At 58.8% G+C, this 26,154-nt stretch carries 23 protein-coding genes; 11 read left to right on the top strand and 12 right to left on the bottom strand.

Annotated features, from left to right (window positions below; all coding sequences use genetic code 11):
• Positions 1-8: 8 nt before the first annotated feature.
• Entirely contained in the window at positions 9-641 is a 633-nt protein-coding gene (locus ACN1C3_RS00665; protein ID WP_419113861.1) for a TetR/AcrR family transcriptional regulator, read from the bottom strand.
• Positions 642-881: 240 nt separating this feature from the next.
• A complete protein-coding gene (locus tag ACN1C3_RS00660) occupies positions 882-2,258 on the bottom strand; it encodes a glutamine synthetase family protein (protein WP_419113860.1) in 1,377 nt (458 codons plus the stop codon).
• Between the two features lie 278 nt (positions 2,259-2,536).
• On the opposite strand from ACN1C3_RS00660, the gene ACN1C3_RS00655 reads away from it, so the two are divergent.
• The 8 genes from ACN1C3_RS00655 to ACN1C3_RS00620 all read left to right on the top strand — a co-directional run bounded on the left by ACN1C3_RS00655 (position 2,537) and on the right by ACN1C3_RS00620 (position 11,725).
• Positions 2,537-3,328: a gamma-glutamyl-gamma-aminobutyrate hydrolase family protein gene (locus ACN1C3_RS00655; RefSeq protein ID WP_419113859.1), complete on the top strand. Its 792-nt coding sequence runs from the start codon at positions 2,537-2,539 to the stop codon at positions 3,326-3,328.
• A 36-nt stretch (positions 3,329-3,364) separates the two neighbouring features.
• Complete coding sequence (locus ACN1C3_RS00650; RefSeq protein ID WP_419113858.1) at positions 3,365-4,723, top strand: glutamine synthetase family protein; 1,359 nt, start codon at positions 3,365-3,367, stop codon at positions 4,721-4,723.
• Between the two features lie 57 nt (positions 4,724-4,780).
• Positions 4,781-6,145: an aspartate aminotransferase family protein gene (locus tag ACN1C3_RS00645; RefSeq protein ID WP_419113857.1), complete on the top strand. Its 1,365-nt coding sequence runs from the start codon at positions 4,781-4,783 to the stop codon at positions 6,143-6,145.
• Between the two features lie 169 nt (positions 6,146-6,314).
• Positions 6,315-7,424, top strand: a complete 1,110-nt coding sequence (locus ACN1C3_RS00640; protein WP_419113856.1) for a polyamine ABC transporter substrate-binding protein — start codon at positions 6,315-6,317, stop codon at positions 7,422-7,424.
• Positions 7,425-7,639: 215 nt separating this feature from the next.
• Positions 7,640-8,707 carry a polyamine ABC transporter substrate-binding protein gene (locus ACN1C3_RS00635; RefSeq protein ID WP_419114219.1) on the top strand — a complete coding sequence of 356 codons (1,068 nt, stop codon included), beginning with the start codon at positions 7,640-7,642 and terminating at the stop codon, positions 8,705-8,707.
• A 71-nt stretch (positions 8,708-8,778) separates the two neighbouring features.
• Positions 8,779-9,921: an ABC transporter ATP-binding protein gene (locus ACN1C3_RS00630; RefSeq protein ID WP_419113855.1), complete on the top strand. Its 1,143-nt coding sequence runs from the start codon at positions 8,779-8,781 to the stop codon at positions 9,919-9,921.
• A complete protein-coding gene (locus tag ACN1C3_RS00625) occupies positions 9,918-10,838 on the top strand; it encodes an ABC transporter permease subunit (protein WP_419113854.1) in 921 nt (306 codons plus the stop codon). Before ACN1C3_RS00630 ends, ACN1C3_RS00625 begins: the two co-directional genes overlap by 4 nt.
• Positions 10,835-11,725, top strand: coding sequence for an ABC transporter permease subunit (locus ACN1C3_RS00620; protein WP_419113853.1), 891 nt, complete (start codon positions 10,835-10,837; stop codon positions 11,723-11,725). Before ACN1C3_RS00625 ends, ACN1C3_RS00620 begins: the two co-directional genes overlap by 4 nt.
• A gap of 129 nt (positions 11,726-11,854) precedes the next feature.
• Here the strand turns inward: ACN1C3_RS00620 and ACN1C3_RS00615 are convergent, their stop codons facing one another.
• The gene (locus ACN1C3_RS00615) at positions 11,855-12,496 is read right to left on the bottom strand and encodes an HD domain-containing protein (RefSeq protein ID WP_419113852.1); all 642 of its coding nucleotides are present in this window, start codon (positions 12,494-12,496) and stop codon (positions 11,855-11,857) included.
• A 201-nt stretch (positions 12,497-12,697) separates the two neighbouring features.
• Here ACN1C3_RS00615 and ACN1C3_RS00610 point away from each other — a divergent pair, with 201 nt between their 5' ends.
• The gene (locus ACN1C3_RS00610; RefSeq protein ID WP_419113851.1) at positions 12,698-13,663 is read left to right on the top strand and encodes a GlxA family transcriptional regulator; all 966 of its coding nucleotides are present in this window, start codon (positions 12,698-12,700) and stop codon (positions 13,661-13,663) included.
• A gap of 60 nt (positions 13,664-13,723) precedes the next feature.
• On the opposite strand, the gene tauD is transcribed toward ACN1C3_RS00610, so the two are convergent.
• The 7 genes from tauD to ACN1C3_RS00575 form a co-directional block, all read right to left on the bottom strand.
• Positions 13,724-14,557 (bottom strand): taurine dioxygenase, encoded by an 834-nt coding sequence (tauD, locus tag ACN1C3_RS00605; protein WP_419113850.1) that lies wholly within the window; start codon positions 14,555-14,557, stop codon positions 13,724-13,726.
• A gap of 55 nt (positions 14,558-14,612) precedes the next feature.
• Positions 14,613-15,455 carry a taurine ABC transporter permease TauC gene (tauC, locus tag ACN1C3_RS00600; RefSeq protein ID WP_419113849.1) on the bottom strand — a complete coding sequence of 281 codons (843 nt, stop codon included), beginning with the start codon at positions 15,453-15,455 and terminating at the stop codon, positions 14,613-14,615.
• A complete protein-coding gene (gene tauB / locus ACN1C3_RS00595) occupies positions 15,452-16,246 on the bottom strand; it encodes a taurine ABC transporter ATP-binding subunit (RefSeq protein ID WP_419113848.1) in 795 nt (264 codons plus the stop codon). Before tauB ends, tauC begins: the two co-directional genes overlap by 4 nt.
• 15 nt (positions 16,247-16,261) lie before the next feature.
• Positions 16,262-17,239 carry a taurine ABC transporter substrate-binding protein gene (tauA, locus tag ACN1C3_RS00590; protein WP_419113847.1) on the bottom strand — a complete coding sequence of 326 codons (978 nt, stop codon included), beginning with the start codon at positions 17,237-17,239 and terminating at the stop codon, positions 16,262-16,264.
• A gap of 226 nt (positions 17,240-17,465) precedes the next feature.
• Positions 17,466-19,049 carry a glutamate--cysteine ligase gene (gshA, locus tag ACN1C3_RS00585; RefSeq protein WP_419113846.1) on the bottom strand — a complete coding sequence of 528 codons (1,584 nt, stop codon included), beginning with the start codon at positions 19,047-19,049 and terminating at the stop codon, positions 17,466-17,468.
• Positions 19,050-19,273: 224 nt separating this feature from the next.
• Positions 19,274-19,657, bottom strand: coding sequence for a PaaI family thioesterase (locus tag ACN1C3_RS00580; protein ID WP_419113845.1), 384 nt, complete (start codon positions 19,655-19,657; stop codon positions 19,274-19,276).
• Positions 19,657-21,981 carry a Tex family protein gene (locus ACN1C3_RS00575; RefSeq protein WP_419113844.1) on the bottom strand — a complete coding sequence of 775 codons (2,325 nt, stop codon included), beginning with the start codon at positions 21,979-21,981 and terminating at the stop codon, positions 19,657-19,659. Before ACN1C3_RS00575 ends, ACN1C3_RS00580 begins: the two co-directional genes overlap by 1 nt.
• A 360-nt stretch (positions 21,982-22,341) precedes the next feature.
• On the opposite strand from ACN1C3_RS00575, the gene ompR reads away from it, so the two are divergent.
• The gene (ompR, locus tag ACN1C3_RS00570; RefSeq protein WP_419113843.1) at positions 22,342-23,082 is read left to right on the top strand and encodes a two-component system response regulator OmpR; all 741 of its coding nucleotides are present in this window, start codon (positions 22,342-22,344) and stop codon (positions 23,080-23,082) included.
• A 119-nt stretch (positions 23,083-23,201) separates the two neighbouring features.
• Positions 23,202-24,515 (top strand): ATP-binding protein, encoded by a 1,314-nt coding sequence (locus ACN1C3_RS00565; RefSeq protein WP_419113842.1) that lies wholly within the window; start codon positions 23,202-23,204, stop codon positions 24,513-24,515.
• A gap of 169 nt (positions 24,516-24,684) precedes the next feature.
• Here ACN1C3_RS00565 and rimK read toward each other — a convergent pair whose 3' ends face one another.
• Together rimK and ACN1C3_RS00555 are read right to left on the bottom strand one after the other, a co-directional pair.
• Positions 24,685-25,590: a 30S ribosomal protein S6--L-glutamate ligase gene (gene rimK, locus ACN1C3_RS00560; RefSeq protein ID WP_419113841.1), complete on the bottom strand. Its 906-nt coding sequence runs from the start codon at positions 25,588-25,590 to the stop codon at positions 24,685-24,687.
• Positions 25,587-26,003, bottom strand: coding sequence for an ATP-dependent zinc protease (locus tag ACN1C3_RS00555; RefSeq protein WP_419114218.1), 417 nt, complete (start codon positions 26,001-26,003; stop codon positions 25,587-25,589). The genes rimK and ACN1C3_RS00555 overlap by 4 nt, the downstream gene beginning before the upstream one ends.
• Positions 26,004-26,154 lie beyond the last annotated feature (151 nt).

Raw genomic sequence — 26,154 nt, 5'->3', positions numbered from 1 at the left:
TCCCTGTGTTACGCGCCGCGTTTGGGCAAATAGGGCGGCAGATACAACCCCAGATAGGCATCGAATACTCGCATGCCTTCTTCGGCCATGCGCGGGGTGATTTGGCCGTGCTGTTGCACCGAACGGGCGTAGACGCGGTCGCCCAGCTCCATGGCCAGGGCGAAGACGTCGACATCTTTGGGCAGTACCGGCAGTTCGAAATGGTGATCGAACAGTTTGTGCATCAGATCGCCAAGCTCAATGTCGTGCTGGCGGTCGGCCTGGGTGACTTCGGTCAGGCCGTGCTGGGCGAGGATCAGTTGGCGGGCGGCGGCATCTTCGCTGTAGATGCTCAGCATGCGCTGTTCCATCAGTCGCGACAGGTCGCGCCAGCCACTGAGGGAGCCATGATCGATGGGCGCTTGCAGGCAGGCGCGAAAGGCCGCGTGGACATCGGCGGTCAAGGCTTCGAGCAGGGCAGGGACGCTGGCGAAGAAGTGATAGACCGACGACGGCGGAATCTGTGCACCGGCAGCCACGCTATAGATCGACAGGCTGGCCACGCCCTCGGCGGCAAGCAGCGTGCGGGCGGCGTCGAGTATCGAATCGATCCGGGCCTGGCTGCGTGCGCGGGGTTTGCGGATAGTGGCGGGGCGCATCATTTGAGTCTCCTGCAGGGCAGCGGGCATTGTACGAGCAGGGTTCGATGTTGTCTTGTCGGGCGCCATCGCGAGCAGGCTCGCTCCCACAGGGGATCTCCTGCGTATAGAAAATCTGAGTTCCACACTGGTCAATGTGGGAGCGAGCCTGCTCGCGATGAATCCACCTCGGTCCAACTGAATGAATCCACAAAAAAACGCCGCAGGCTTTTCGGCCGGCGGCGTTGTTTTTACTGCAACCGCTTACACGGTATGCAGGTACCAGTTGTACTCGAGGTCGGAGATGGAGTGTTCGAACTCCTCCAGCTCGCTCTCTTTACAGGCGACGAAGATATCGATGTATTTCGGGTCGATATAACGGGCCATGACTTCGCTGTCGTCCAGCTCGCGCAGTGCATCACGCAAGTTGTTCGGCAGGCTCTGCTCGTTCTGCTCGTAGGAGTTACCTTCGACCGGAGCGCCAGGTTCGATTTTGTTGGTCAGACCGTGGTGCACGCCTGCCAGAACCGAAGCCATCAACAGATACGGGTTGGCGTCGGCGCCGGCAACGCGGTGCTCCAGACGTACCGCATCGGCGGAACCGGTCGGTACGCGCAATGCAACGGTACGGTTATCCAGGCCCCAGCACGGCGAGTTCGGCACGTAGAACTGTGCGCCGAAACGACGGTACGAGTTGACGTTCGGGCAGAGGAAGGCCATCTGCGCCGGTAGGGTCTCGAGCACACCGCCGATCGCGTGACGCAGTGCGGCGTTCTGCTCGGGATCCTCACTGGCAAAGATGTTCTTGCCTTCTTTATCAAGGATCGAAATGTGTACGTGCAGACCGTTACCTGCCTGGCCCGGGTAAGGCTTGGCCATGAAGGTGGTGTCCATCTCATGGTCGTAGGCAATGTTTTTGATCAGACGTTTGAGCAGTACCGCGTAATCGCAGGCTTTGATCGGGTCGGCCACGTGGTGCAGGTTCACTTCGAACTGCGCCGGAGCACTTTCCTTGACGATGGCGTCGGCCGGGATGCCTTGCTCTTTCGCACCTTCCAGAATGTCCTGGAGGCAGTCGACGTATTCGTCGAGGTCGTCGATCAGGTAGACCTGTGTCGAATGCGGGCGCTTGCCGGAGATCGGCGAGCGAGGAGGTTGTGGCCGGCCATTCACGTTCTCCTGGTCAATCAGGTAGAACTCCAGCTCGAATGCGGCGCAGATGGTCAAACCCATGTCGTCGAACTTGCTGACGACCTGGCGCAGGACTTCGCGAGGATCGGCGAAGAAAGGTTCACCTTCGATTTCGTGCATGGTCATTAACAGTTGCGCGGTCGGGCGCTTCTGCCAGGGTTCATTGCACAGGGTGTCGGGGATTGGATAACAGATTCGGTCAGCATCACCGATGTCCAGACCCAGACCGGTGCTTTCCACCGTCGAGCCATTGATATCCAGAGCAAATAGAGAGGCCGGCAGGTTGATGCCTTTCTCGTAAACCTTGTGGAGACTGGTGCGTTCAATGCGCTTACCGCGCACCACACCATTCATATCCGCAATCAGAAGGTCAACGTACAGAACCTCAGGATGTTCCTTAAGGAACGCGTTCGCTTCGTTAAGCTGAACGGCACGCGGGGGTACCGACATGATGCAACACCTTTGTTGTTAAAAATATCAATCATTGATCTCTTCGGGATTCAGTCAACCCGAACGGCATGCCGAAGTCAAGCGAGGCCTTTTTTGCCCTCAAAAAGCGCTCGAAGGGCACTTTTGGGGCAATTTAGGGCGTTTTTATGCCTTCGGGGTCTTTGGCGTCCGCAGGCTTGAGCGGGCCGTGTTGTATTTTTTACGGGGGTGTTGTGTAAAAAAATGAACAAGGCTAAGCTCGATTCAAACCCATAACAGCAATAATACCGGGGTGCTTCATGTCACGCCTGCCGTTAATCGGCGTCACCGCCTGCTCTAAGCAGATCGGTTTGCATGCTTATCACATCAGTGGCGATAAGTACGTCCGCGCAGTCGCTGTTGCTGCCAAGGGCCTGCCATTGATTCTTCCGTCCCTGGCGGAACTGCTCGATCCGACCGATATTCTTGACGGTCTGGACGGCATTCTTTTTACCGGCTCTCCTTCCAACGTCGAACCCTTTCACTATAGCGGACCTGCCAGCGCGCCGGGGACTGCTCATGATCCTGCACGCGATCGCACCACCCTCCCGTTGATTCGTGCCGCTGTTGCGGCGGGCGTTCCGGTGCTTGGGATTTGTCGCGGTTTCCAGGAAATGAACGTGGCGTTCGGCGGCAGTCTGCATCAGAAGGTTCATGAGGTTGGCATATTCATGGACCACCGTGAGGACGACAACGACCCGCTTGAGGTGCAATACGCGCCCAGCCATCCGATGCACATTGAACCGGGTGGCGTACTGGCGGGCCTGGGCCTGCCGAGCGAAATTTCCGTCAATTCGATTCATGGTCAGGGCGTTGAACGTCTGGCGCCGGGCCTGCGCGTTGAGGCCAGGGCTCCGGATGGGTTGATTGAAGCCCTGTCTGTCGAGAAGGGCGGAATCGAGGGAGGCAAGGCTTTTGCTTTAGGTGTGCAGTGGCACCCTGAATGGCAAGTCAGCTCCAATCCCCATTACCTTGCCATCTTCCAGGCATTTGGCGATGCCTGCCGAAAGCGGGCAATACAACGCGACGCGGATGCGTCAACTAACGCCTGACTTATAAAAGTCAGGAAACTCAGCCTAGAGGCATTTATGAGTAACAACCTCGACCAGCTCACCGATTGGTTGAAAGACCACAAGATCACAGAAGTCGAATGCATGATTGGCGATCTTACCGGGATTACCCGTGGCAAGATTTCGCCGACCAACAAGTTCATCGCCGAGAAAGGCATGCGCCTGCCCGAGAGTGTGCTGTTGCAAACAGTGACGGGCGACTATGTCGAAGACGACATCTATTACGAACTCCTCGATCCGGCAGACATCGACATGATCTGCCGTCCCGATCAGAACGCGGTATTTCTCGTGCCCTGGGCCATCGAGCCTACGGCCCAGGTGATTCACGACACCTACGACAAGCAGGGCAACCCGATCGAGTTGTCGCCGCGCAACGTGCTCAAGAAGGTCCTGAAACTCTATTCCGATAGAGGCTGGCAGCCGATCGTGGCGCCAGAAATGGAGTTTTACCTGACCAAGCGCTGCGAAGATCCGGATTTCCCGTTGCAGCCACCGATTGGCCGCTCCGGGCGCCCGGAAACTGGTCGCCAGTCCTTCTCTATAGAAGCGGCCAACGAATTCGACCCGTTGTTCGAAGATGTGTACGACTGGTGCGAACTGCAGGAGCTGGATCTCGACACGCTGATCCACGAAGACGGCACGGCGCAGATGGAAATCAACTTCCGTCACGGTGATGCCCTGTCCCTGGCCGACCAGATTCTGGTGTTCAAACGGACCATGCGCGAAGCGGCGCTCAAGCACAACGTGGCCGCGACCTTCATGGCCAAGCCGATGACCGGTGAGCCGGGCAGTGCCATGCACTTGCACCAGAGCATCATCGACATCGAGACCGGTAAAAACGTCTTTTCCAATGAAGACGGGACCATGAGCGAGCTGTTCCTGCATCACATCGGTGGCTTGCAGAAGTTCATCCCCGAGCTGTTGCCGTTGTTTGCACCGAACGTCAACTCATTCCGCCGCTTCCTGCCGGACACTTCGGCGCCGGTGAACGTGGAGTGGGGCGAAGAGAACCGCACCGTCGGCTTGCGCGTGCCGGATGCGGGTCCGCAAAACCGTCGGGTGGAAAACCGCCTGCCGGGTGCTGACGCCAACCCGTACCTGGCCATCGCCGCGAGCCTGCTCTGCGGGTTCATCGGCATGGTCGAGGCTCTCAACCCGAGTGCGCCCGTGGTCGGACGTGGTTATGAACGACGCAATCTGCGTCTGCCGCTGACCATCGAAGATGCACTGGAGCGAATGGAACACAGCGCCACCATCGAGAAATACCTGGGCAAGAAATTCATTACTGGCTACGTCGCGGTAAAGCGGGCCGAGCATGAAAACTTCAAGCGCGTGATCAGTTCGTGGGAGCGGGAATTCCTGCTCTTCGCCGTCTGATGCGCCGGGCGCCGCTGCTCCAGGCGACGCCCTCACTGAAATCTTAGGAGAATTCGCATGACCAGCAACAACCCGCAAACCCGTGAATGGCAAGCCCTGAGCAATGATCACCACCTGGCCCCTTTCAGCGACTTTAAACAGCTGAAAGTGAAAGGCCCGCGGATCATCACTAACGCCAAAGGCGTTTACCTCTGGGACAGCGAAGGCAACAAGATCCTCGACGGTATGGCCGGCCTCTGGTGTGTGGCTATCGGTTACGGTCGTGATGAACTGGCCGATGCCGCCAGCAAACAAATGCGCGAACTGCCTTATTACAACCTGTTCTTCCAGACCGCTCACCCGCCGGTGCTGGAACTGGCCAAGGCTATCGCCGACATCGCGCCTGAAGGCATGAACCACGTGTTCTTCACCGGTTCCGGCTCTGAAGGCAACGACACCATGCTGCGTATGGTCCGCCACTACTGGGCGATCAAAGGCCAGCCGAAGAAGAAAGTCATCATCAGCCGCATCAATGGCTACCACGGTTCGACCGTGGCCGGCGCGAGCCTGGGCGGCATGACGTATATGCACGAACAGGGCGATTTGCCGATTCCGGGCATCGTGCACATCCCGCAACCGTACTGGTTCGGTGAAGGCGGCGACATGACGCCTGCAGAATTCGGTATCTGGGCTGCCGATCAGTTGGAGAAAAAGATTCTCGAAATCGGCGTCGACAATGTCGGTGCCTTTATTGCCGAGCCGATCCAGGGCGCAGGCGGCGTGATCGTGCCGCCAGACAGCTACTGGCCGCGCATCAAGGAAATCCTCGCCAAGTACGACATCTTGTTCGTTGCCGACGAAGTGATCTGTGGGTTCGGCCGTACCGGTGAGTGGTTCGGTAGCGATTTCTACGGCCTCAAGCCGGACATGATGACCATCGCCAAGGGCCTGACCTCCGGCTACATCCCAATGGGTGGGCTGATCGTGCGTGACGAAGTGGTTGAGGTGCTTAACGAAGGTGGCGATTTCAACCACGGATTCACTTACTCCGGGCACCCGGTAGCGGCTGCGGTCGCACTGGAAAACATCCGCATCCTGCGCGACGAGAAAATTATCGAGCGCGTTCACGCAGAAACGGCACCTTATTTGCAAAAGCGTCTACGGGAACTGAACGATCATCCGTTGGTGGGAGAGGTTCGGGGTGTCGGTCTGTTGGGGGCCGTTGAGTTGGTCAAAGACAAGGCCACCCGTGCGCGGTATGTCGGGAAAGGCGTCGGCATGATCTGCCGGCAATTCTGCTTCGACAACGGCCTGATCATGCGCGCCGTGGGCGACACCATGATCATTGCTCCGCCACTGGTGATCAGCCATGCCGAGATCGACGAACTGGTTACTAAAGCTCGCAAGTGTCTGGACCTGACATTGAGTGCGTTGCAAGGCTGAGTGCTAGGCTCTGAGCGGGGTGCCAAGTTTGGTACTCCGCTCGGTGCAAACAAAGGATGGGTCTTTCCTTGAAAGCCCGTGTTGGATCTTGCCAGACTACCCGCTGTTCCAGTCGCCCGGGAATCGGCCACTGAACATGTGATCAAAAAGAATAATTGGAGCATTACGCATGAAGGCATCAGGTTTCAATAAAGCCGGCAAGACCCTCCTCGCCTTGTCTCTGATGGGTGTGATAGCTGGCGCAGCCCAGGCCGATGACAAGGTACTGCACGTGTACAACTGGTCCGATTACATCGCACCGGACACCATCGCGAACTTCGAGAAAGAGTCCGGGATCAAGGTGGTGTATGACGTTTTTGACAGCAACGAAACCCTGGAAGCCAAGTTGCTGGCAGGCAAGTCCGGTTATGACATTGTCGTACCGTCCAACAACTTCCTGGCCAAGCAGATCAAGGCCGGCGTTTACCAGGAGTTGGACAAGTCCAAGCTGTCCAACTACAAGAATCTCAACCCGTCGCTGCTCAAAGCGGTTTCCGTCAGCGACCCGGATAACAAACACGCCTTCCCTTACATGTGGGGCTCGATCGGCATCGGATATAACCCCGAGAAGGTCAAGGCCGCGCTGGGCGTCGACAAAATCGACTCCTGGGATATCCTGCTCAAGCCAGAGAACATTGCCAAGCTCAAGGGTTGTGGCGTGAGTGTCCTCGACTCGCCTACCGAGATGCTTCCGGTAGCCCTGCATTACCTGGGTCTGCCGACCGACAGCCAGAAAAAGGAAGATCTGAAGAAAGCGGAAGAGCTGTTCCTGAAAGTCCGTCCTTCGATCACCTACTTCCACTCGTCCAAGTACATCTCGGACCTGGCCAACGGCAACATCTGCGTAGCCATCGGCTATTCGGGTGACGTCCAGCAGGCCAAATCCCGTGCCGCCGAAGCCGGTGACAAGGTGAAAGTCAGCTACGCCATTCCGAAAGAAGGTGCCGGCAGCTTCTACGACATGGTCGCTATCCCTAAAGATGCGGAAAACGTCGAGGGTGCCTACAAGTTCATGAACTACCTGTTGCAGCCGAAAGTGATGGCTGAAATCACCAACAGCGTACGTTTCCCTAACGGTAATGCTGAAGCAACTCAGTACGTGAACAAAGAAATCACTTCGGATCCGGGCATCTACCCGCCAGCCGACGTGCAGGCCAAGCTTTATGCGATCGCCGATTTGCCAGCCGCCACCCAGCGTGAGCTGACCCGCAGCTGGACCAAGATCAAATCCGGTAAATAAGCCGATTTGAAGCAACGGCCTGTTGCCGCCGGCGCCTGGTTGGCGGCAACAGGAACAACTAAATGACAGAAAGTTTTGCTGGATCGGTTTATCGAGGGTAAGTTGCGCGCCGGTTTTGTTGCCGGGCAGCCATGGCTGTCATGTGACGCGGGCACAACTGCGGCCCAACTATTTGAGAGGACCTCCACTTGTTTATTTCTTTTTTTCGCAACGCCATGCTGGTGGGTACTTGCCTGACGCTGGCAGTCAGCGCTCAAGCGGCACCCACTGTGCATATTTATAACTGGTCGGACTATATCGGTCAGACGACCCTGGCTGACTTTGAAAAAACCACTGGCATCAAGCCGGTGTATGACGTCTTCGATTCCAATGAAACCCTGGAAGGCAAGTTGCTGGCCGGGCGTACCGGTTATGACGTGGTCGTGCCGTCCAACCACTTCCTGGGCAAGCAGATCAAGGCCGGGGCGTTTCAGAAAATCGACAAGTCGAAGCTGCCGAACTATTCGAACCTCGATCCGGTATTGCTCAAACGCCTGGAAATGAATGACCCGGGTAATCAGTACGCCGTGCCGTATCTGTGGGGCACCAACGGCATCGGTTACAACGTCGACAAGGTCAAGGCTGTGCTCGGTGTCGACAAGATCGACTCCTGGGCCATGCTGTTCGAGCCTGAGAACATCAAGAAGCTCCACAGCTGTGGCGTAGCGTTCCTCGACTCCGCCGATGAAATGATGCCTACGGTCCTCAACTACATGGGCCTGAACGCCAACAGCACCAACCCTGAAGATTACAAAAAGGCTGAAGCCAAGTTGCTGGCGGTGCGGCCTTATGTAACTTACTTCCACTCTTCCAAGTACATCTCGGATCTGGCCAATGGCGATATCTGCGTCGCGGTCGGTTTCTCCGGCGACATCTTCCAGGCCAAGGCCCGTGCGGGCGAAGCCGGTAAAGGTGTGAATATCGCCTACGCGATTCCGAAAGAGGGCGGCGCACTCTGGTTCGACATGCTGGCGATTCCGAAGGATTCGGCCAACGTCAAGGAAGCCCATGCCTTCATCAACTATTTGCTGAAACCTGAAGTGATCGCTCAGGTCAGTGATCACGTCGGCTACGCCAACCCTAACCCTGGGTCGGACACACTGATGGAACAGTCCATACGCACCGACGAAGCGGTTTATCCACCGCAAGCAGTCCTCGACAAGACCTACGTGTCTATCGAGCTACCACCGAACATTCAACGTTTAATGACCCGCAGCTGGACCAAGGTCAAGTCGGGTAAATAGCTTCAAAGGCTCAAACTATCCAAGGTTCGACTGTTTTGGGCGAACTGCAAATTTTGTTGGGAGTTTCGTAAATGGCTGTTGCCTCCGGCGCCTATAAGAAAGCCCTCGAGGGCGACCAATCACCTAAACAGGTGTTGGTCAAAATCGACCGGGTCACGAAGAAGTTCGACGAGACGATTGCGGTGGACGATGTGTCCCTGGAAATCAAGAAAGGCGAGATTTTCGCTTTGCTCGGCGGCTCGGGATCGGGCAAATCCACCTTGCTGCGGATGCTCGCAGGCTTCGAGCGGCCAACGGAGGGGCGCATTTTTCTCGATGGTGTGGATATCACCGAAATGCCGCCGTACGAGCGGCCGATCAACATGATGTTCCAGTCGTACGCCTTGTTCCCGCACATGACGGTTGCGCAGAACATCGCCTTCGGCCTCAAGCAGGACAAGATTCCCTCCTCTGAAGTCGATGCCCGCGTGGCTGAAATGCTCAAGCTGGTGCAGATGAGCCAGTACGCCAAGCGCAAGCCGCATCAACTGTCCGGTGGGCAGCGTCAGCGGGTGGCGCTGGCGCGCTCCCTGGCCAAACGGCCGAAGCTGTTGCTGCTCGACGAACCGATGGGTGCGCTGGATAAAAAGCTGCGCTCGCAAATGCAGCTTGAGCTGGTCGAGATCATCGAGCGGGTCGGCGTGACCTGCGTGATGGTGACCCACGACCAGGAAGAAGCCATGACTATGGCTGAACGCATTGCGATCATGCACCTGGGCTGGATCGCTCAGATCGGCAGCCCGATCGACATTTACGAAACTCCGACCAGCCGTCTGGTCTGCGAATTCATCGGTAACGTCAACATCTTCGAAGGTGAAGTGGTGGACGACGCCGAGGGCCATGCGCTCATTACCTGCAAGGACCTGGATCGCAACATTTACGTGGGTCACGGCGTCAGCACCTCGGTTCAGGACAAGTCCATCACTTACGCGATTCGCCCGGAAAAACTGCTGGTCACCTCCGAGATGCCGACCTGCGAATACAACTGGTCGAGCGGCAAAGTGCATGACATCGCCTACCTGGGTGGTCACTCGGTGTTCTACGTCGAATTGCCAAACGGAAAACTGGTCCAGTCGTTCGTGGCCAACGCCGAACGCCGTGGCGCACGGCCGACCTGGGGCGACCAGGTTTACGTCTGGTGGGAAGACGACAGCGGCGTGGTACTTCGCTCATGAACATAAAAAAACTCAAGCGCCAGCTACAGCGAATAACACCCGGTGGCCGTCAATTGGTCATCGGAGTACCGTTCCTTTGGCTGTTCATGTTCTTCATGCTGCCGTTCTTCATCGTTCTGAAGATCAGCTTCGCTGAAGCCGACGTGGCTATTCCGCCTTATACCGAGATCTACAGCTACGTCGAGCAGAAGGTGCAATTGCTGCTCAACCTCGGCAACTACGCGATGCTGGGCGACGACGAGTTGTACATCGCCGCTTACCTCGGCTCGCTGAAGATGGCGTTTTTCAGCACCATCCTCTGCCTGCTGATCGGGTATCCGATGGCCTATGCCATCGCCAGTGCACGCAAGGAAATGCAAACCGTGCTGATCCTGCTGATCATGATGCCGACCTGGACGGCGATTCTGATCCGCGTTTACGCGTGGATGGGTATTCTCAGCAACAACGGGCTGCTCAACGGCTTCCTGATGTCGATGGGCTGGATCAACGAACCGCTGCAGATCCTCAACACCAACCTGGCGGTCTATATAGGGGTTGTGTACTCGTATTTGCCGTTCATGATTCTGCCGCTCTACGCCAACCTCGTGAAGCACGACAACAGTCTGCTGGAAGCCGCGTCGGACTTGGGTTCGAGCACCTTCAACAGCTTCTGGAAAATCACCGTGCCGCTGTCCAAGAACGGCATCATCGCCGGCTGCATGCTGGTGTTTATTCCGGTGGTGGGTGAGTTCGTTATTCCGGAACTGCTGGGTGGTCCGGAAACCCTGATGATCGGTAAAGTGCTCTGGCAAGAGTTCTTCAACAACCGTGACTGGCCGGTGGCGTCTGCTTTGGCCGTGGTGATGCTGGCGATCCTGATTGTGCCAATCATCCTCTTCAACCGTAGTCAGGCTAAAGAAATGGAGGGCAAAGAATGAAGCGCTTCGGTTTTTCAAGCCTGATGCTGATATTCGGGCTGGTGTTCATCTACGCGCCGATGCTGATCCTGGTGATCTACTCGTTCAACGCCTCGAAACTGGTGACGGTATGGGGTGGCTGGTCGATCAAGTGGTACGTGGGCTTACTGGATAACACGCAGCTGATGGGCTCGGTGGTGCGCTCGCTGGAGATCGCTTGCTACACCGCCATTGCGGCGGTGGTGCTCGGCACCCTGGCAGCGTTCGTCCTGACCCGCATCACTCGCTTCAAGGGCCGCACGCTGTTCGGTGGCCTGGTCACCGCGCCGTTGGTGATGCCCGAAGTGATTACCGGTCTGTCGCTGTTGCTGCTATTCGTGGCCATGGCGCAGATGATCGGCTGGCCTCAGGAACGTGGCCTCGTCACCATCTGGATCGCTCACACGACGTTCTGTGCGGCCTATGTGGCGGTGGTGGTTTCGGCGCGCTTGCGTGAGCTGGATCTGTCCATCGAAGAAGCGGCCATGGACCTCGGTGCGCGGCCGTGGAAGGTGTTCTTCCTGATCACCATCCCGATGATCGCGCCATCGCTGGGCGCCGGCGGCATGATGTCCTTCGCCCTGTCGCTGGATGACCTGGTGTTGGCCAGCTTCGTGTCGGGTCCAGGTTCGACCACGTTGCCGATGGAAGTCTTCTCGGCGGTACGTCTGGGCGTGAAACCCGAGATCAACGCCGTGGCCAGCCTGATCCTGCTGGTGGTGTCGCTGGTGACCTTCCTGGTCTGGTACTTCAGCCGTCGTGCTGAAGAACTCCGCAAACGCGCCATTCAGCTTGCCATCGACGAAAGCGCTGCCGACTCGTGGAAACAACCTGACATACGCCGCGCCCAGGCACCGGAAGCGGCTTAAACGCTAGATGATGATCGTTCCCACGCGCAGCAAAGGAATGCCTCACTGGACGCTCTGCGTCCGCTCTATATGTGACGCGGAGCGTCACTGGCTGCATTCCCACGCAGAGCGTGGGAACGATCTGTGGTCTCATGCCACCCAGGGCGATTGACGGATGACCTCCACAAAATTCATCGGTTTGAACCCCGGTTCCTGATCCACCAGCACATCGGTTTTCACATTGCCGAAGGTGGTCTGCGGGCGATGCCGCAAGCCATTGGCAAACGCGCAGATGATGCACTCCTTGAAGCCATCACTCCGTGGATGTGCATGCACCACCGCTTCACGCTGCACGGTGGAAAATGCTGCGTAATCCATCCCCAGCACATCCATTTCCACCCCGGCGGTTACCAGCGCCACGGTCGGACGCAAGTGCTTGGGCACACCCGGTGTCGTATGCAGGGCGATGGACAGCCAGACCTGTTCGATATCGTCATCGCTCAACCCGTAAGGTTTGAGGAAGGCCTTGGCTGCATTCGCGCCATCCACTTCGAAGCGCTCGTCATCGCTGCGATGACCTTCCACCAGACCCAGGTCATGGAACATCGCGCCGACGTACAGCAGCTCCGGGTTATAAGCCAGTTGCTGACGTTCACCGCTCAAGGCGCCGAACAGAAACACCCGGCGCGAGTGGTGATACAGCAGGTCGGACTCGATATCCCGAATGTATTCTGTGGTCGCTCTGGCAAGGGCGCTGTCAGGGATTTTGATACCGGCGATGGTGCTACTCATGGCAGTTGTCTCGTGGGGAACGCCGTGGCGGCGCTGATGAATTCAGTCTGTTCCCACGCCTGGGAGCGGACAATCGACACGAGGCTGCGATCCCGGCCAATCAGCGCGCATATCACGCCAATTCGATTCTTGGTCGGTGTTTCGCTAGGGTTAGCCTGCTGTTTCCTCGACTCCTGATGGCCATAGAAGGTAAATCGCCCCATGAGCAGAACCGTTGCCATCGTGGTTTTTTCCGGGGTTCAATCGCTGGATGTCACGGGGCCCATGGATGTGTTTTCCGAAGCCAACCGCTTTCTTGCAGCCGAAGACCATTATCGGTTGGAAGTGATCGGCGTGGAGCGCGGGGTGATGCCCTGCTCGAACGGCCTGGCGCTGCAGGCCCATCGGCATTTCAGCGAAGCACTCCAGGCCTATGACTTGCTGCTGGTCGCTGGCGGACCACAGTTGCCGTATCTGGATTTCGGTGTGGGGTTTCATACATGGCTGCGGGAGGCGAGCACTCGCTCGAAGCGCTTCGGTTCGATCTGTAATGGCGCATTCATGCTGGCCCGCGCCGGGCTGCTCGAGGGGCGTACTGTCACTACTCACTGGAGCGATGCCGCTGCGCTGGCGGCGCTGTGCCCATCGACTCAGGTCGAGGCAGATCGGCTCTACGTGCAGGATGGCGAGCTCTACACCTCGGCGGGGGTGACGGCGGGGATCGACTTGTCGTTGTACCTGCTGGCCAGGGACCATGGGTCGGAAGTCGCATTGAGCGTGGCCAAAAGGCTGGTGGTGTTCACGCAGCGCTCGGGCGGGCAATCGCAGTTCAGTCCGTTCCTCACACCCCACGCCGAAGCGACCTCGCCGGTGGCGATGGTTCAGCACTACGTGTTGGCCAACCTGACGGGCGATCTGACCATTGCTGACCTGGCCAAAGCCGCCAATATGAGTGCGCGGAATTTCTCCCGGGTGTTTGCCAAAGAAGCAAAAATCACCCCGGCCGAATTCGTCGAACAGGCGAGGGTGGATGCCGCAAGGGTGATGCTGGAAAGCGGCAGCGCGCCGCTCAAGACCGTCGCCTACCAATGCGGGTTTCGCGATGCCCAGCACATGCGCAGCGTGTTCAACCGCAGACTTGGGGTGACGCCACAGCAGTTTCGGGCGAGTTTTTCGGCGATGGTTTGAGTCGCGTCGCAGGGATTTAGATTTGATCGTTCCAACACTCCGGGAACAATCATTGGTCTGTTAAAACGGCACATCCCCCACTATCGTCGCCCGGTGCATAACGCGCCGCTGCGGGCGATAGTCATCCACCGCGTAATGTTGCGTCACGCGATTGTCCCAGAAGGCCACGTCGTTTTCCTGCCAGCGCCAGCGAATGGTGAAATCCGGGCGGATGGCGTGGGCGAACAGCAATTTGAGGATGGCTTCGCTTTCCGCCGGTTCCAGCTCGTTGATGTGGGTGGTGAAGCCGTCGTTGACGAACAGCGACTTGCGCCCACTCACCGGGTGGGTGCGGATTACCGGGTGCGACAGCGGCGGGTTTTTCTTGCGGGCTTCTTCCCAGCGCGCCAGGTCTTCGGCTGTGGTGCCGAAGCGTTCCAGCGGGAACGATTTGGTGAAGTCGTGGGTTGCGGTCAGTCCTTGCAGCAGGGTTTGCATCGGTGCCGACAACGCCTCATACGCCGCGATGCCGCTGGCCCATAAGGTATCGCCACCAAACGCTGGCAACAGCTTGGCGCTGAGTACCGCGCCCAGCGCCGGAGTCGGCAGAAAGGTCACATCGGTGTGCCAGACGGCGTTATCACGGACGTCGGTCACGGCGGTGTCGAGGATCAGCACTTCAGGCTGCTCCGGTACATTCGGGTAGATCGGGTGGATATGCAGGTCGCCGAAATTGGCGGCGAAACGCGCCTGTTGTTGGGGGTTCAACGGCTGTTCGCGGAAGAACAGTACCTGATGTTTTAACAGCGCCTGCTCGATGGCGTCGCGCTGTTCGACATTCAGCGGCTGGGTGATGTCGACGCCACTGATCTGGGCGCCGAGTGCGCAGCTGAGGGGAGTGATGGTCAGGCTCATGATTCTTCTCGAATTCGGCGCCGAAATGTCGGCGTAGTCAGTGTTTCAGTGGGTCTCAATGCGCCTGGCCGTGCCACGGCACTAGCTTGCGTTGCAGGGCGCGCAGGCCCATTTCCATGACGAAGGCGATCAGCGCGATCACCAGAATCCCCAGCACCACCACATCAGTGACCAGAAATTGCGCGGCCGACTGGACCATAAAGCCCAAGCCACTGGTGGCAGCGATCAATTCAGCGGCAACCAGGGTCGACCAACCGACCCCCAGCCCAATACGCACACCGGTGAGAATGTCCGGTAAGGCGCTGGGCACAATCACATGGCGAATCAGCTGTGCCCGGGTCGCACCCAACGATTGTGCAGCGCGCAGTTTGGCCGGGTCGACGGTACGCACGCCGGTGGCGGTGGCGATGGCAATCGGGGCGAAGATCGCCAGGTAAATCAGCAAGACTTTGGACAGCTCACCAATGCCGCACCAGATGACGATCAGCGGCAGGTAAGCCAGTGGTGGAATAGGGCGGTAGAACTCGATCAGCGGGTCGAGAATGCCGCGAGCGATGCGGTTATGACCGATGGCAATACCGACCGGGACAGCGGTCAACACGGCAAAACCCAGACCCAGCCCGATGCGACTGAGGCTGGCGCCCAGATGCTGCCACAGCGTCGAATCCATATAGCCGGTGGTCGCCAGCAACCAGCCTTTTTGCAGCACCGCCGAGGGTGGCGGCAGGAACAGTGGATCAATCAATCCACTGGCGGTCACAGCCCACCAGATGGCAAGCAGCGTGATCAAGGTCAGCACGCTGATCCAGCGAGTGCTCAGGCTACGACGAACAGCAATCACCGCCGATTGGCTGGCGGCAGGTTTAGTGGCTGTGGCCGGTAATCCGTAGCTGCTCATGCGTGCTCCTGGCGCTGGACGGCGCTGCGTTGGGAGAACACTCGGGCTAGCACGTGTTCGCGGGTTTCGATAAAACGCGGGTCGGACTTGATCGCCCGGGCCGATTCCCCGGCGGCGTAACGCTGGCCGAAGTCCAGGCTCAGACGCTCGACTATTTGCCCAGGGTTCGGTGCCAACAGAATCAGGTCCGTGGCGAGGAACACCGCCTCTTCAATATCGTGGGTAATCAGGAACACCGGTTTGGCGGTACGCTTCCAGACTTGCAGCAGCAGTTCCTGCATCTGCTCGCGGGTGAAGGCGTCGAGGGCGCCGAAGGGTTCGTCCATCAGCAACACGCGCGGGTTGGCGGCGAGGGCGCGGGCCAGGCCGACGCGCTGCTTCTGGCCACCAGACAGTTGCCAAATGCGGCGCTGATCGAAGCCGGCCAGGTCCACCAGCGCGAGCATTTCCCGGGCATGGATTTCCCGTTGCGGCTTGGGAGTACCCGCCAGTTCCAGACCGAAACCGACGTTGGCCAACACGTCCTGCCACGGCAGCAGCGCGTCATCCTGAAACACTACGCCGCGCTCGGCGCTCGGGCCTTTGACCGGGACACCATCGAGGGTGATGCGCCCGGCGCTGGGTTCAACAAAGCCGGCAATCAGGTTCAACAGCGAGGTCTTGCCACTGCCGGAAGGACCGAGGGCGACCAGCAGTTGCTGTGGCCCAAGGCTCAGGGAAATATCCGCCAGCACCGGCTCGGCCGCGCCGGGGTACTGTGCGCTGACGCGCTCCAGTTCTAACAAGGCCATCGCTGTTGCTCCCGATCAGTTAGTAATGAACTTGGCGCTGACGTACGGTGCGTAGTCCGGCAGTACGGCTTCGACCTTGCCTTGTTCCTTGAGGAACGCGGCGGTGTCGGTGATGGCCTTGGTGGTCGGCGCGCCGAGGGTGATCACTTGATCAGCCGCCAGCGGGTAAACGTTGCCTTGCAGCAGCAATGGAATGTCGCTGGCCTTGGCCCCGGAGAGTTTCACCAGTTTGTCGACGTTGCCTTTGTCTGCCAGCCAGGCTTGTGGGTCTTTGCGGTAATTGGCGTAGGCGTCCAGGGTGACTTTGGCGAAGGCGGTGACGATTTCCGGGTGCTTCTCGGCAAAGTCTTTACGCACGATCCAGGCGTCGAAGGTCGGCGCACCGAACTTGGCCAGTTCGCCCGAGGTGATCAGCACTTTGCCGTTTTCCTTGGCCACACCCAGTGCCGGGTCCCAAACGTAAGTCGCGTCGATATCACCGCGTTTCCATGCAGCAACGATCGCTGGTGGCGCGAGGTTGAGAATCTGTACTTTCGACGGGTCGATCTTCCAGTGCTTCAGCGCTGCCAACAGGCTGTAGTGGCCGGTGGAAACGAAGGGCACGGCTACTTTCTTGCCGATCAGGTCCTGCGGGGTTTTGATCCCGGAACCGTCGCGGGCTACCAGGGCTTCGGCAGCGCCGATCTGGGTCGCGATAAGGAAGGTTTGCACCGGGACTTTGCGGGTAATCGCCGCCGTCAACGGGCTGGAGCCGAGGTAGCCAATCTGCACATCGCCCGAAGCGATCGCGGCAATGATGTCGGCACCGTTATCGAATTTGCGCCAGTCGATTTTGGCGTTAGTGGCCTTTTCATAAGCGCCGTCGGCCTGGGCGACTTTCGCTGGGTCAACGGTGGTCTGGTAGGCGACGGTAAGGTCAGCCGCCTGGGCAAAGAAGCTCGCTGCAGCCAGAGACGCGGCCGCCAGGAGGCGAAGGGGAAAATACGTTTTCATTGAGAAGCTCCTTGTCAGACGGCCGAGGGTCGGCTGACAAGGAGACTAAATGATCTAAGAATTAGAAAATAAATAACTTTTTAGAATTAGCATATGAGCGGAAAATTCTAAGACCGACCGCTGCGCGGTCATCGCGAGCAGTCGAGCGTCGACCGGCTGCTCCCACATGGATCACCTGTATGTGGGAGCGAGCCTGCTCGCGATAAGGTCCGAAGGACCTTCAGATTTAATTACTGATTGCCAAAATACTCGCCTGATACGACCCGACAAACACATCGAAATCGCCGACTTCGTTCTGCTCCAGCTCAGCCTGTTGCGCCAACGAATTTCGCGCCAGTTCTTCGAAACGAGCCTGGTCTTCGCCACTCAGCGGTTCGCTACGGAAATACTCCGCGTGAGCCTGGCTCTGACGCAGGGAGAACTGGGTGAAGCTCTCCTTATGCTCATGCATGGCCGCCAGCACCTGAGCGGACGGGGTTAGGGACGGATCCTTGACCTTTGCCCGTTGCGCGTCCAGGGCTTTGCCGTGGGCATCGCCGCCGTGACTTTGATCGAGCAGCGCGGCCAATGGCGCAATCTTCTCCAGCAACTCGCTGGCCCACTCTTTCAAGTCCACCGGCTGACCGTTGCGCTGCAATTGCAGGCCCGGGCGACGACCTTCCTTGACCACGGTGAGAAAGTTCGAGGTGCAGTTGCCGCATTCGATGTTTTCAAGCAGCGGGCTTTCATTCAGTGCGCAATACAGCAGGAAAGCGTCGAGGAAACGCGACTCTTGCAGATCGATACCCATCGGCAGGAACGGGTTGATGTCCAGGCAACGCGCTTCGACGTACTGAATGCCACGGGCCACCAGCGCCTGGATCGGTCGTTCACCAGTGTAGGTCACGCGTTTTGGGCGGATGTTGGAGTAGTACTCGTTTTCGATCTGCAGGATGTTGGTGTTGAGCTGAACCCACTCACCGTCCTGATGGGTGCCGATCTCGACGTACGGTGCATAAGGTGTGGCCACCGCCTTGCGCAGGCTGTTGGTATAGCTGTCCAGATCGTTGTAGCACGGCGTCAGCCCGGCCTGAGCGTTACTCTGGTAACCCAGATCGCTCATGCGCAGGCTGGTGGCGTAAGGCAGGTACAGCGTGTCGGGATCCAGTTGCTCCAGCTGATGTGAGCGACCGCGCAGGAAACCAGCATCCAGTGCCGGCGAAGCGCCGAACAAGTACATCAGCAGCCAGCTATAGCGACGGAAGTTACGGATAAGCGCGATATAGGCTACCGACTGATAGTCGCGGTCGGTGCCGACAAAACCTTCGGCCTGCTTGAGCAGCGGCCAGAGTTTTTCCGGCAGGGAGAAGTTGTAGTGAATCCCGGCAATGCATTGCATGGTCTTGCCGTAACGCAGGGCCAGGCCCTTGCGGTACACATACTTGAGCTTACCGATGTTGGAGGTGCCGTAATAGGCGATCGGGATATCTTCCTCGGCCGGCAACGGGCACGGCATCGATGGACTCCACAGGTACTCGTTGCCGAGTTTGCTGTAGGCAAAGCGATGGATCTTGTCGAGGCTGCTCAACGTATCCGCCGGGTCAGGCAGGGCCGGAGTGATGAACTCCAGCAGCGACTCGGAATAGTCGGTGGTGATCAGTTCGTTGGTCAGTGCAGATCCCAGCTCTTCGGGATGCGGCGTCTGCGCCAGACGGCCAACATCCGTGACGCGCAGGCATTCGCGCTCGATGCCATGCAGGCACTGCTCAAGCAGAGAGAGGTTAGCGCGCTCGCCAAGCAAAGCCAGGCGGCGGTTGAGAAGTTCGCTCAAGTTAGATTCCTTCACGCGTCAGTCGCCCCAATATGGGGGTGGGCAAGACGGTCTACAAGGGTGAAGTGAAAACTGGCGTGGTCGCCTGGTTTTGTAGGAGCGAGCTTGCTCGCGATGAGGGGGGGTCAGTCAACATTAATGTCGTCTGACACGCCGCCATCGCGAGCAAGCTCGCTCCCACAGGATTCGCAGCGCCGAAATTAACTCAAATTGATGGCAGGGAGCTATAGGACAGCGAACGTGCCTTGTGCTTTTGCGACGAGTTTGTCGCCTTGCATCACATCCGCTTCGACCACCAGCGTGCGCCGGCCAGGGTGGATCACCTTGGCGACGCACACCACGTCGCCGTCAGAAACGGCACGCATGTAGTTGATCTTGCACTCGATGGTCGCGCTCTGCTGATCGAAACCATGGGAGCTGGAACAGGCCAGCCCCATGGCAATATCCACCAGACTGAACAACGCCCCGCCGTGCAGCTTGCCACTGCGGTTGCGCAGCGGCGGCGTCAGCGTCAGGGCAACTTCGGCAATGCCGATGTCCAGACGCTGCAAGCGGCAGCCGATCAACTCGCTGAAAGCACTCTGAGTGAGGCCAGCGGGGATTTCCATCAACGTTTCTTCAACTGCTTGGCGTTGGCGAACAGCGAAGCCATGGCGTTATTGCTCGGAGCTGGCGCCGTGGTTTCTTTACGCGGTGCAGTATTTTGCGACTGGCGTGGAGCCGAGCCAGGGCGGGCGCCACGGGCACCATCGATCTTCTCGCCCGGGGTGTCGCTCATGCGCATCGACAGGCCGACGCGTTTGCGCGGGATGTCGACTTCCATGACCTTCACCTTGACCACATCACCGGCTTTCACCGCTTCACGCGGATCCTTGATGAATTTCTCCGACAAGGCGGAAATGTGCACCAAGCCGTCCTGATGCACACCAATATCGACGAAAGCACCGAAGTTGGTCACGTTGGTGACTACGCCTTCGAGGATCATCCCCAGTTCGAGGTCCTTGAGGTCTTCGACGCCGTCCTGAAACTCGGCAGTCTTGAACTCGGGACGCGGGTCGCGACCTGGCTTTTCCAGCTCTTGAAGAATGTCGGTCACTGTCGGCAGGCCGAAGGTTTCGTCGGTGTACTTCTTCGGATCGAGGCGCTTGAGGAAGCTCGCGTCACCGATCAGCGAGCGGATATCGCGGTCGGTTTCAGCGGCGATGCGCTGTACCAACGGATAGGCTTCCGGGTGAACCGCGGACGAGTCCAGTGGATTGTCGCCGTTCATCACGCGCAGGAAGCCTGCGGCCTGCTCGAAGGTTTTTTCGCCCAGACGAGCGACTTTCTTCAGCGCAGCGCGAGTCTTGAACGCGCCGTTTTCATCACGATGATTCACGATGTTCTGCGCCAGTGTCGCGTTGAGGCCGGAAATCCGCGCCAGCAGCGCCACCGAGGCGGTGTTCACGTCGACGCCAACGGCGTTCACGCAGTCCTCAACCACCGCGTCCAGGCCGCGCGCCAGTTTCAGCTGCGACACGTCGTGCTGGTACTGGCCGACACCGATGGATTTCGGATCGATTTTCACCAGTTCAGCCAGCGGATCCTGCAAGCGGCGGGCAATCGACACTGCGCCGCGGATCGACACGTCGAGGTCCGGGAATTCCTTGGAAGCCAGTTCCGACGCCGAGTACACCGAAGCGCCAGCCTCGGAGACCATGACCTTGGTCATTTTCATGGCTGGGTATTTTTTGATCAGTTCAGCGGCCAGCTTGTCGGTTTCCCTGCTGGCAGTGCCGTTACCGATGGCGATCAGGTCCACCGAGTGCTTGGCGCACAGGGCGGCCAGCACCGCGATGGTCTGGTCCCACTGATTTTTCGGCACGTGGGGGTAAACGGTGGCGTAGTCCAGCAGCTTGCCGGTGGCATCGACCACCGCGACTTTGCAACCGGTACGCAGGCCCGGGTCGAGGCCCAGGGTCGCGCGGGGGCCGGCCGGTGCGGCCAGCAGCAAGTCGTGCAGGTTGTGGGCGAACACGTTGATCGCCTCGGTTTCCGCGCCGTCGCGCAGCTCGCCCAGCAAGTCGGTTTCCAGGTGGGTGTAGAGCTTGACCTTCCACGTCCAGCGCACCACTTCGCTCAGCCACTTATCGGCTGGGCGATTCTGGTTTTGCACACCGAAACGCTCACCAATCATGATTTCGCACGGGTGCATGGCGCCCGGCAGCTCTTCGCCGACTTTCAGGGAGGAGCTGAGAATGCCTTCATTGCGGCCACGGAAAATTGCCAGCGCACGGTGCGACGGCATGCTTTTCAGGGGTTCGTCGTGTTCGAAATAGTCGCGGAACTTGGCGCCTTCCTCTTCTTTGCCGGCGATTACGCGGGCGCTGAGAGTGGCTTCCTGCTTGAGGTAGCTGCGCAGCTTTTCCAGCAGGTTGGCGTCTTCGGCGAAGCGCTCCATGAGGATGTATTTGGCACCTTCGAGGGCCGATTTGACATCGGCAACGCCTTTTTCGGCGTTAATAAAGCGCACGGCTTCGGTGTCCGGGGTCAGCGTCGGGTCGTTGAACAGGCCGTCGGCCAGCTCGCCGAGGCCGGCTTCCAGGGCGATCTGGCCCTTGGTGCGGCGCTTTTGTTTGTAGGGCAGGTACAAATCTTCGAGGCGGGTCTTGGTGTCGGCGAGTTTGATGTCGCGGGCCAACTCCGGGGTCAGCTTGCCTTGCTCTTCGATGCTGGCGAGGATGCTGAGGCGCCGTTCGTCGAGTTCTCGCAGGTAGCGCAGGCGCTCCTCCAGGTGACGCAACTGGATATCATCGAGGCTGCCGGTCACTTCTTTCCGGTAACGGGCGATGAAGGGCACCGTGGAGCCTTCATCCAGTAGAGCGACGGCCGCTTCGACCTGTTGCGGGCGTACACCGAGTTCCTCGGCGATGCGGCTGTTGATGCTGTCCATAAAACCACCTGACAAATTGTGAAAGCAGGCTCGCAGGCTCTGTTTAGAAGGCTTGGCGAGTCTGGTTGAGCGGCCTGGCCGGCGCCGCTACCTGGATCAAAAGGCAGCCTGTTGACCCGTGAAATCGAAAAATTACTGCGCGGCCATGAAAAATAATGAGCGGCCACTCACAGTAACAATCAGACGTTGCCCTACACAAAAGGCGGCGCATTATAACCAGCGTTCGGTCCTTCGGGGCATCGTGCCATGCAGGCACAATGGCGGGTTTTCTGGCAGTCGAGGAAAAATCTGCTAACAATGCACACGGTGCGTATAACGATGGCTACGCCATAATGCGCGCCGAGATCAAAGGAGCATCCAATGAGCAGCACTGCACAAATTGCTGAAGGCGAAAAAATTCTCATCGTTGATGACGATCCGGGGCTCAGCAGCCTGCTGGAACGTTTTTTCGTCAGCAAGGGCTACCGCGCCCGCGCGGTGCCGAACACCGAACAAATGGACCGTCTGCTGGGCCGTGAGGTTTTCCACCTGGTGGTGCTCGATCTGATGATGCCCGGCGAAGACGGCCTGAGCGCCCTCAAGCGCCTGCGCATGGCGAAGAACCAGATCCCGATCATCATGCTCACCGCCAAGGGCGACGAACTGAGCCGCATCAACGGCCTCGAACTGGGCGCCGATGATTACCTGGCCAAACCGTTCAACCCGGACGAATTGATGGCCCGCGTCAAAGCGGTCCTGCGTCGTCAATCGGCACCGGTGCCGGGTGCTCCGGGCAGCGAAGACGAAAGCGTGACCTTCGGCGACTACGAACTGTCCCTGGCCACCCGCGAACTCAAGCGTGGCGACGAAGTACACATGCTCACCACCGGTGAATTCGCCGTGCTCAAGGCGCTGGTAATGAATGCTCGTCAGCCGTTGACCCGCGACAAGCTGATGAACCTGGCCCGTGGCCGCGAGTGGGATGCCCTGGAGCGTTCCATCGACGTCCAGATCTCCCGCCTGCGCCGGATGATCGAACCCGACCCGTCCAAGCCGCGCTATATCCAGACAGTCTGGGGCGTGGGTTATGTGTTTGTACCGGACGGCACCGCGACCAAGTGATCGGTGATTTGTAGGAGCGGGTTTCTCGGGCGCTTTGTCACATGACAGCGACTCGGGCGGCTCGCAATCCGCAATTCTGCGAGCGCCGCTCGCTCCTGCAAAGTGTGTAGTTGCTGTTTATGAAAACCCCCGTGTGGTTCCCCCAAAGTTTCTTCTCCCGCACCCTCTGGCTGGTGCTGATCGTGGTGCTGTTCTCCAAAGCGCTGACCCTGGTTTATCTGTTGATGAACGAGGATGTGCTGGTGGACCGCCAATACAGCCACGGCGTCGCACTGACTTTGCGGTCTTATTGGGCTGCGGACGAAGCGAATCGCGAAAAAATCGCTGAAGCCGCCACTCTGATTCGCGTGGTCGGGGCGGGTGTACCAGAAGGTGAACAGCACTGGCCGTACAGCGAAATCTACCAACGACAAATGCAGGCCGAACTGGGCGCCGACACCGAAGTGCGCTTGCGCATGCACGCGCCCCCCGCCCTTTGGGTGCGTGCACCGAGCCTGGGTGATGGCTGGCTGAAAGTGCCGTTGTACCCACACCCGCTACGTGGCCAGAAAATCTGGAGCGTGCTGGGTTGGTTCCTGGCGATAGGTTTGTTATCCACAGCCTCGGCGTGGATCTTTGTTAGCCAGCTCAACCAACCCCTCAAGCGTCTCGTGTATGCCGCGCGCCAATTAGGTCAGGGGCGTAGCGTGCGTCTACCGATCAGCGACACCCCAAGTGAAATGGCCGAGGTGTATCGCGCCTTCAACCAGATGGCCGAGGATGTCGAACAGGCCGGACGTGAGCGTGAGCTGATGCTGGCCGGTGTGTCCCATGACCTGCGCACGCCGTTGACCCGCTTGCGGCTGTCCCTGGAGCTGATGGGCGACCACAGCGACCTGACCGATGACATGGTGCGTGACATTGAAGACATGGACGCAATTCTCGACCAGTTCCTGGCGTTCATTCGCGATGGACGTGATGAGACGGTCGAAGAGGTCGACCTCAGCGATCTGGTGCGTGAAGTCGCGGCGCCTTACAACCAGAACGAGGAGCGGGTTCGCCTGCGTCTGGAGCCGATCCAGCCGTTTCCGTTGCGCCGGGTTTCGATGAAGCGTCTGTTGAACAACCTGATTGGTAACGCCTTGCATCACGCCGGCACCGGGGTCGAAGTGGCTGCGTATGTGTCAGGTGACACCAGTGCACCTTACGTGGTGTTGAGTGTGATGGATCGCGGGGCCGGTATCGATCAATCGGAGCTGGAAGCGATCTTCAACCCCTTCACTCGCGGTGACCGCGCCCGTGGCGGCAAAGGCACCGGGCTAGGTCTGGCCATCGTCAAACGAATCGCCTCCATGCACGGTGGCAACGTAGAACTGCGCAACCGCGCAGGCGGCGGGCTGGAAGCGCGAGTGCGCTTGCCGTTAGGGCTGATGTTGCCCAGGGATGCGGTGTAGCAGGTGGACGCGGTCCCCTGTGGCGAGGGAGCTTGCTCCCGCTCGGCCGCGCAGCGGTCGTAAATCCAGCAGATGCGTTTTCCCTGACGCAATGCGGTTTCCGGTTTTGGGGCCGCTGCGCGCCCCAGCGGGAGCAAGCTGCCTCGCCACAATGGATCCGAACAGAGCCTTAGCCTTTCCCTTTGGTCCGCGTCAAATTCGGTCCGCTATTCTTCTCCAGATGCTCAATGATAATCCCCGCCACATCCTTGCAGGTGGTGGTTTCAATTCCTTCCAGCCCTGGCGAGGAATTAACCTCCATCACCAGCGGCCCGTGGTTGGAACGCAAGATATCCACACCCGCCACGCTCAAACCCATGACCTTGGCCGCGCGCAGAGCGGTCATGCGCTCTTCGGGGGTGATCTTGATCAGGCTGGCGCTGCCGCCACGGTGCAGGTTGGAGCGGAACTCGCCGGGCTTGGCCTGACGCTTCATTGCCGCGATCACCTTGTCGCCCACCACGAAGCAGCGGATATCTGCACCACCGGCTTCTTTGATGTACTCCTGGACCATGATGTTCTGCTTGAGGCCCATGAACGCCTCGATCACCGACTCCGCTGCCGTCGCCGTTTCACACATCACCACGCCGATACCCTGGGTACCTTCCAGCACCTTGATCACCAACGGCGCGCCGTTGACCATCTCGATCAGGTCGGGAATATCGTCCGGTGAGTGGGCAAAACCGGTCACCGGCAAGCCGATACCGCGTCGCGAAAGCAATTGCAGTGAACGCAATTTATCTCGCGAGCGGGCGATCGCCACCGACTCGTTGAGCGGGAACACACCCATCATTTCAAACTGGCGCAACACTGCGCAGCCATAAAACGTCACCGAAGCGCCGATCCGCGGGATCACCGCATCGAAGCCTTCAAGTGGTTTGCCGCGATAGTGGATCTGCGGCTTATGACTGGCAATGTTCATATAGGCGCGCAGGGTATCGATCACCACCATTTCATGGCCACGCTCGGTGCCGGCCTCAACCAGACGACGAGTGGAATACAGACGCGGGTTACGCGACAGCACAGCGATCTTCATGCAACACCTGTGGCAGAGGTAGTGGATGCCGGGAATGCCGGCTTGTCTTGAACGTATTTAATCCCCGGATTGACCACCAACTGGCCGTCGATCAGGGCTTTGGAACCGAGTAACAAGCGATAACGCATCGCCTTGCGGCAGGCCAGAGTGAATTCCACCCGCCAGACCCGATCGCCCAGTGCAAGGGTGGTTCTAATCACGTAACGCACCTGTGCTTGGCCGTTGGAGCTTTTAATGGTTTTCATCGCCACCAGCGGCGCTTCACAGTGCCGATGGCGCAGCTGCACAACCGTGCCCAGGTGGGCATTGAAGCGCACCCACTTTTCCCCGTCGCGCTCGAACGGCTCGATCTCGGTGGCATGCAGGCTGGAGGTGCTGGCGCCGGTGTCGATCTTCGCCCGCAGGCCTGCCACTCCCAAGTCTGGAAGCGCCACCCACTCGCGTAGACCGACAACGGTCAAATGGTCAAAAGTCTTCAAATGTGCTCAACCGGTGAGAAACCTGCTCGCGCCGCAAGCGGCCGAATTCGCGGTATTCACGCAGAATAATGGGTAAAAGGCGACA

Source organism: Pseudomonas sp. H11T01, from assembly GCF_048515765.1.
Lineage (GTDB): Bacteria > Pseudomonadota > Gammaproteobacteria > Pseudomonadales > Pseudomonadaceae > Aquipseudomonas.
Note: the sequence above shows the minus strand (reverse complement) of the source record. Positions and strands in the feature narration are given on the sequence as shown.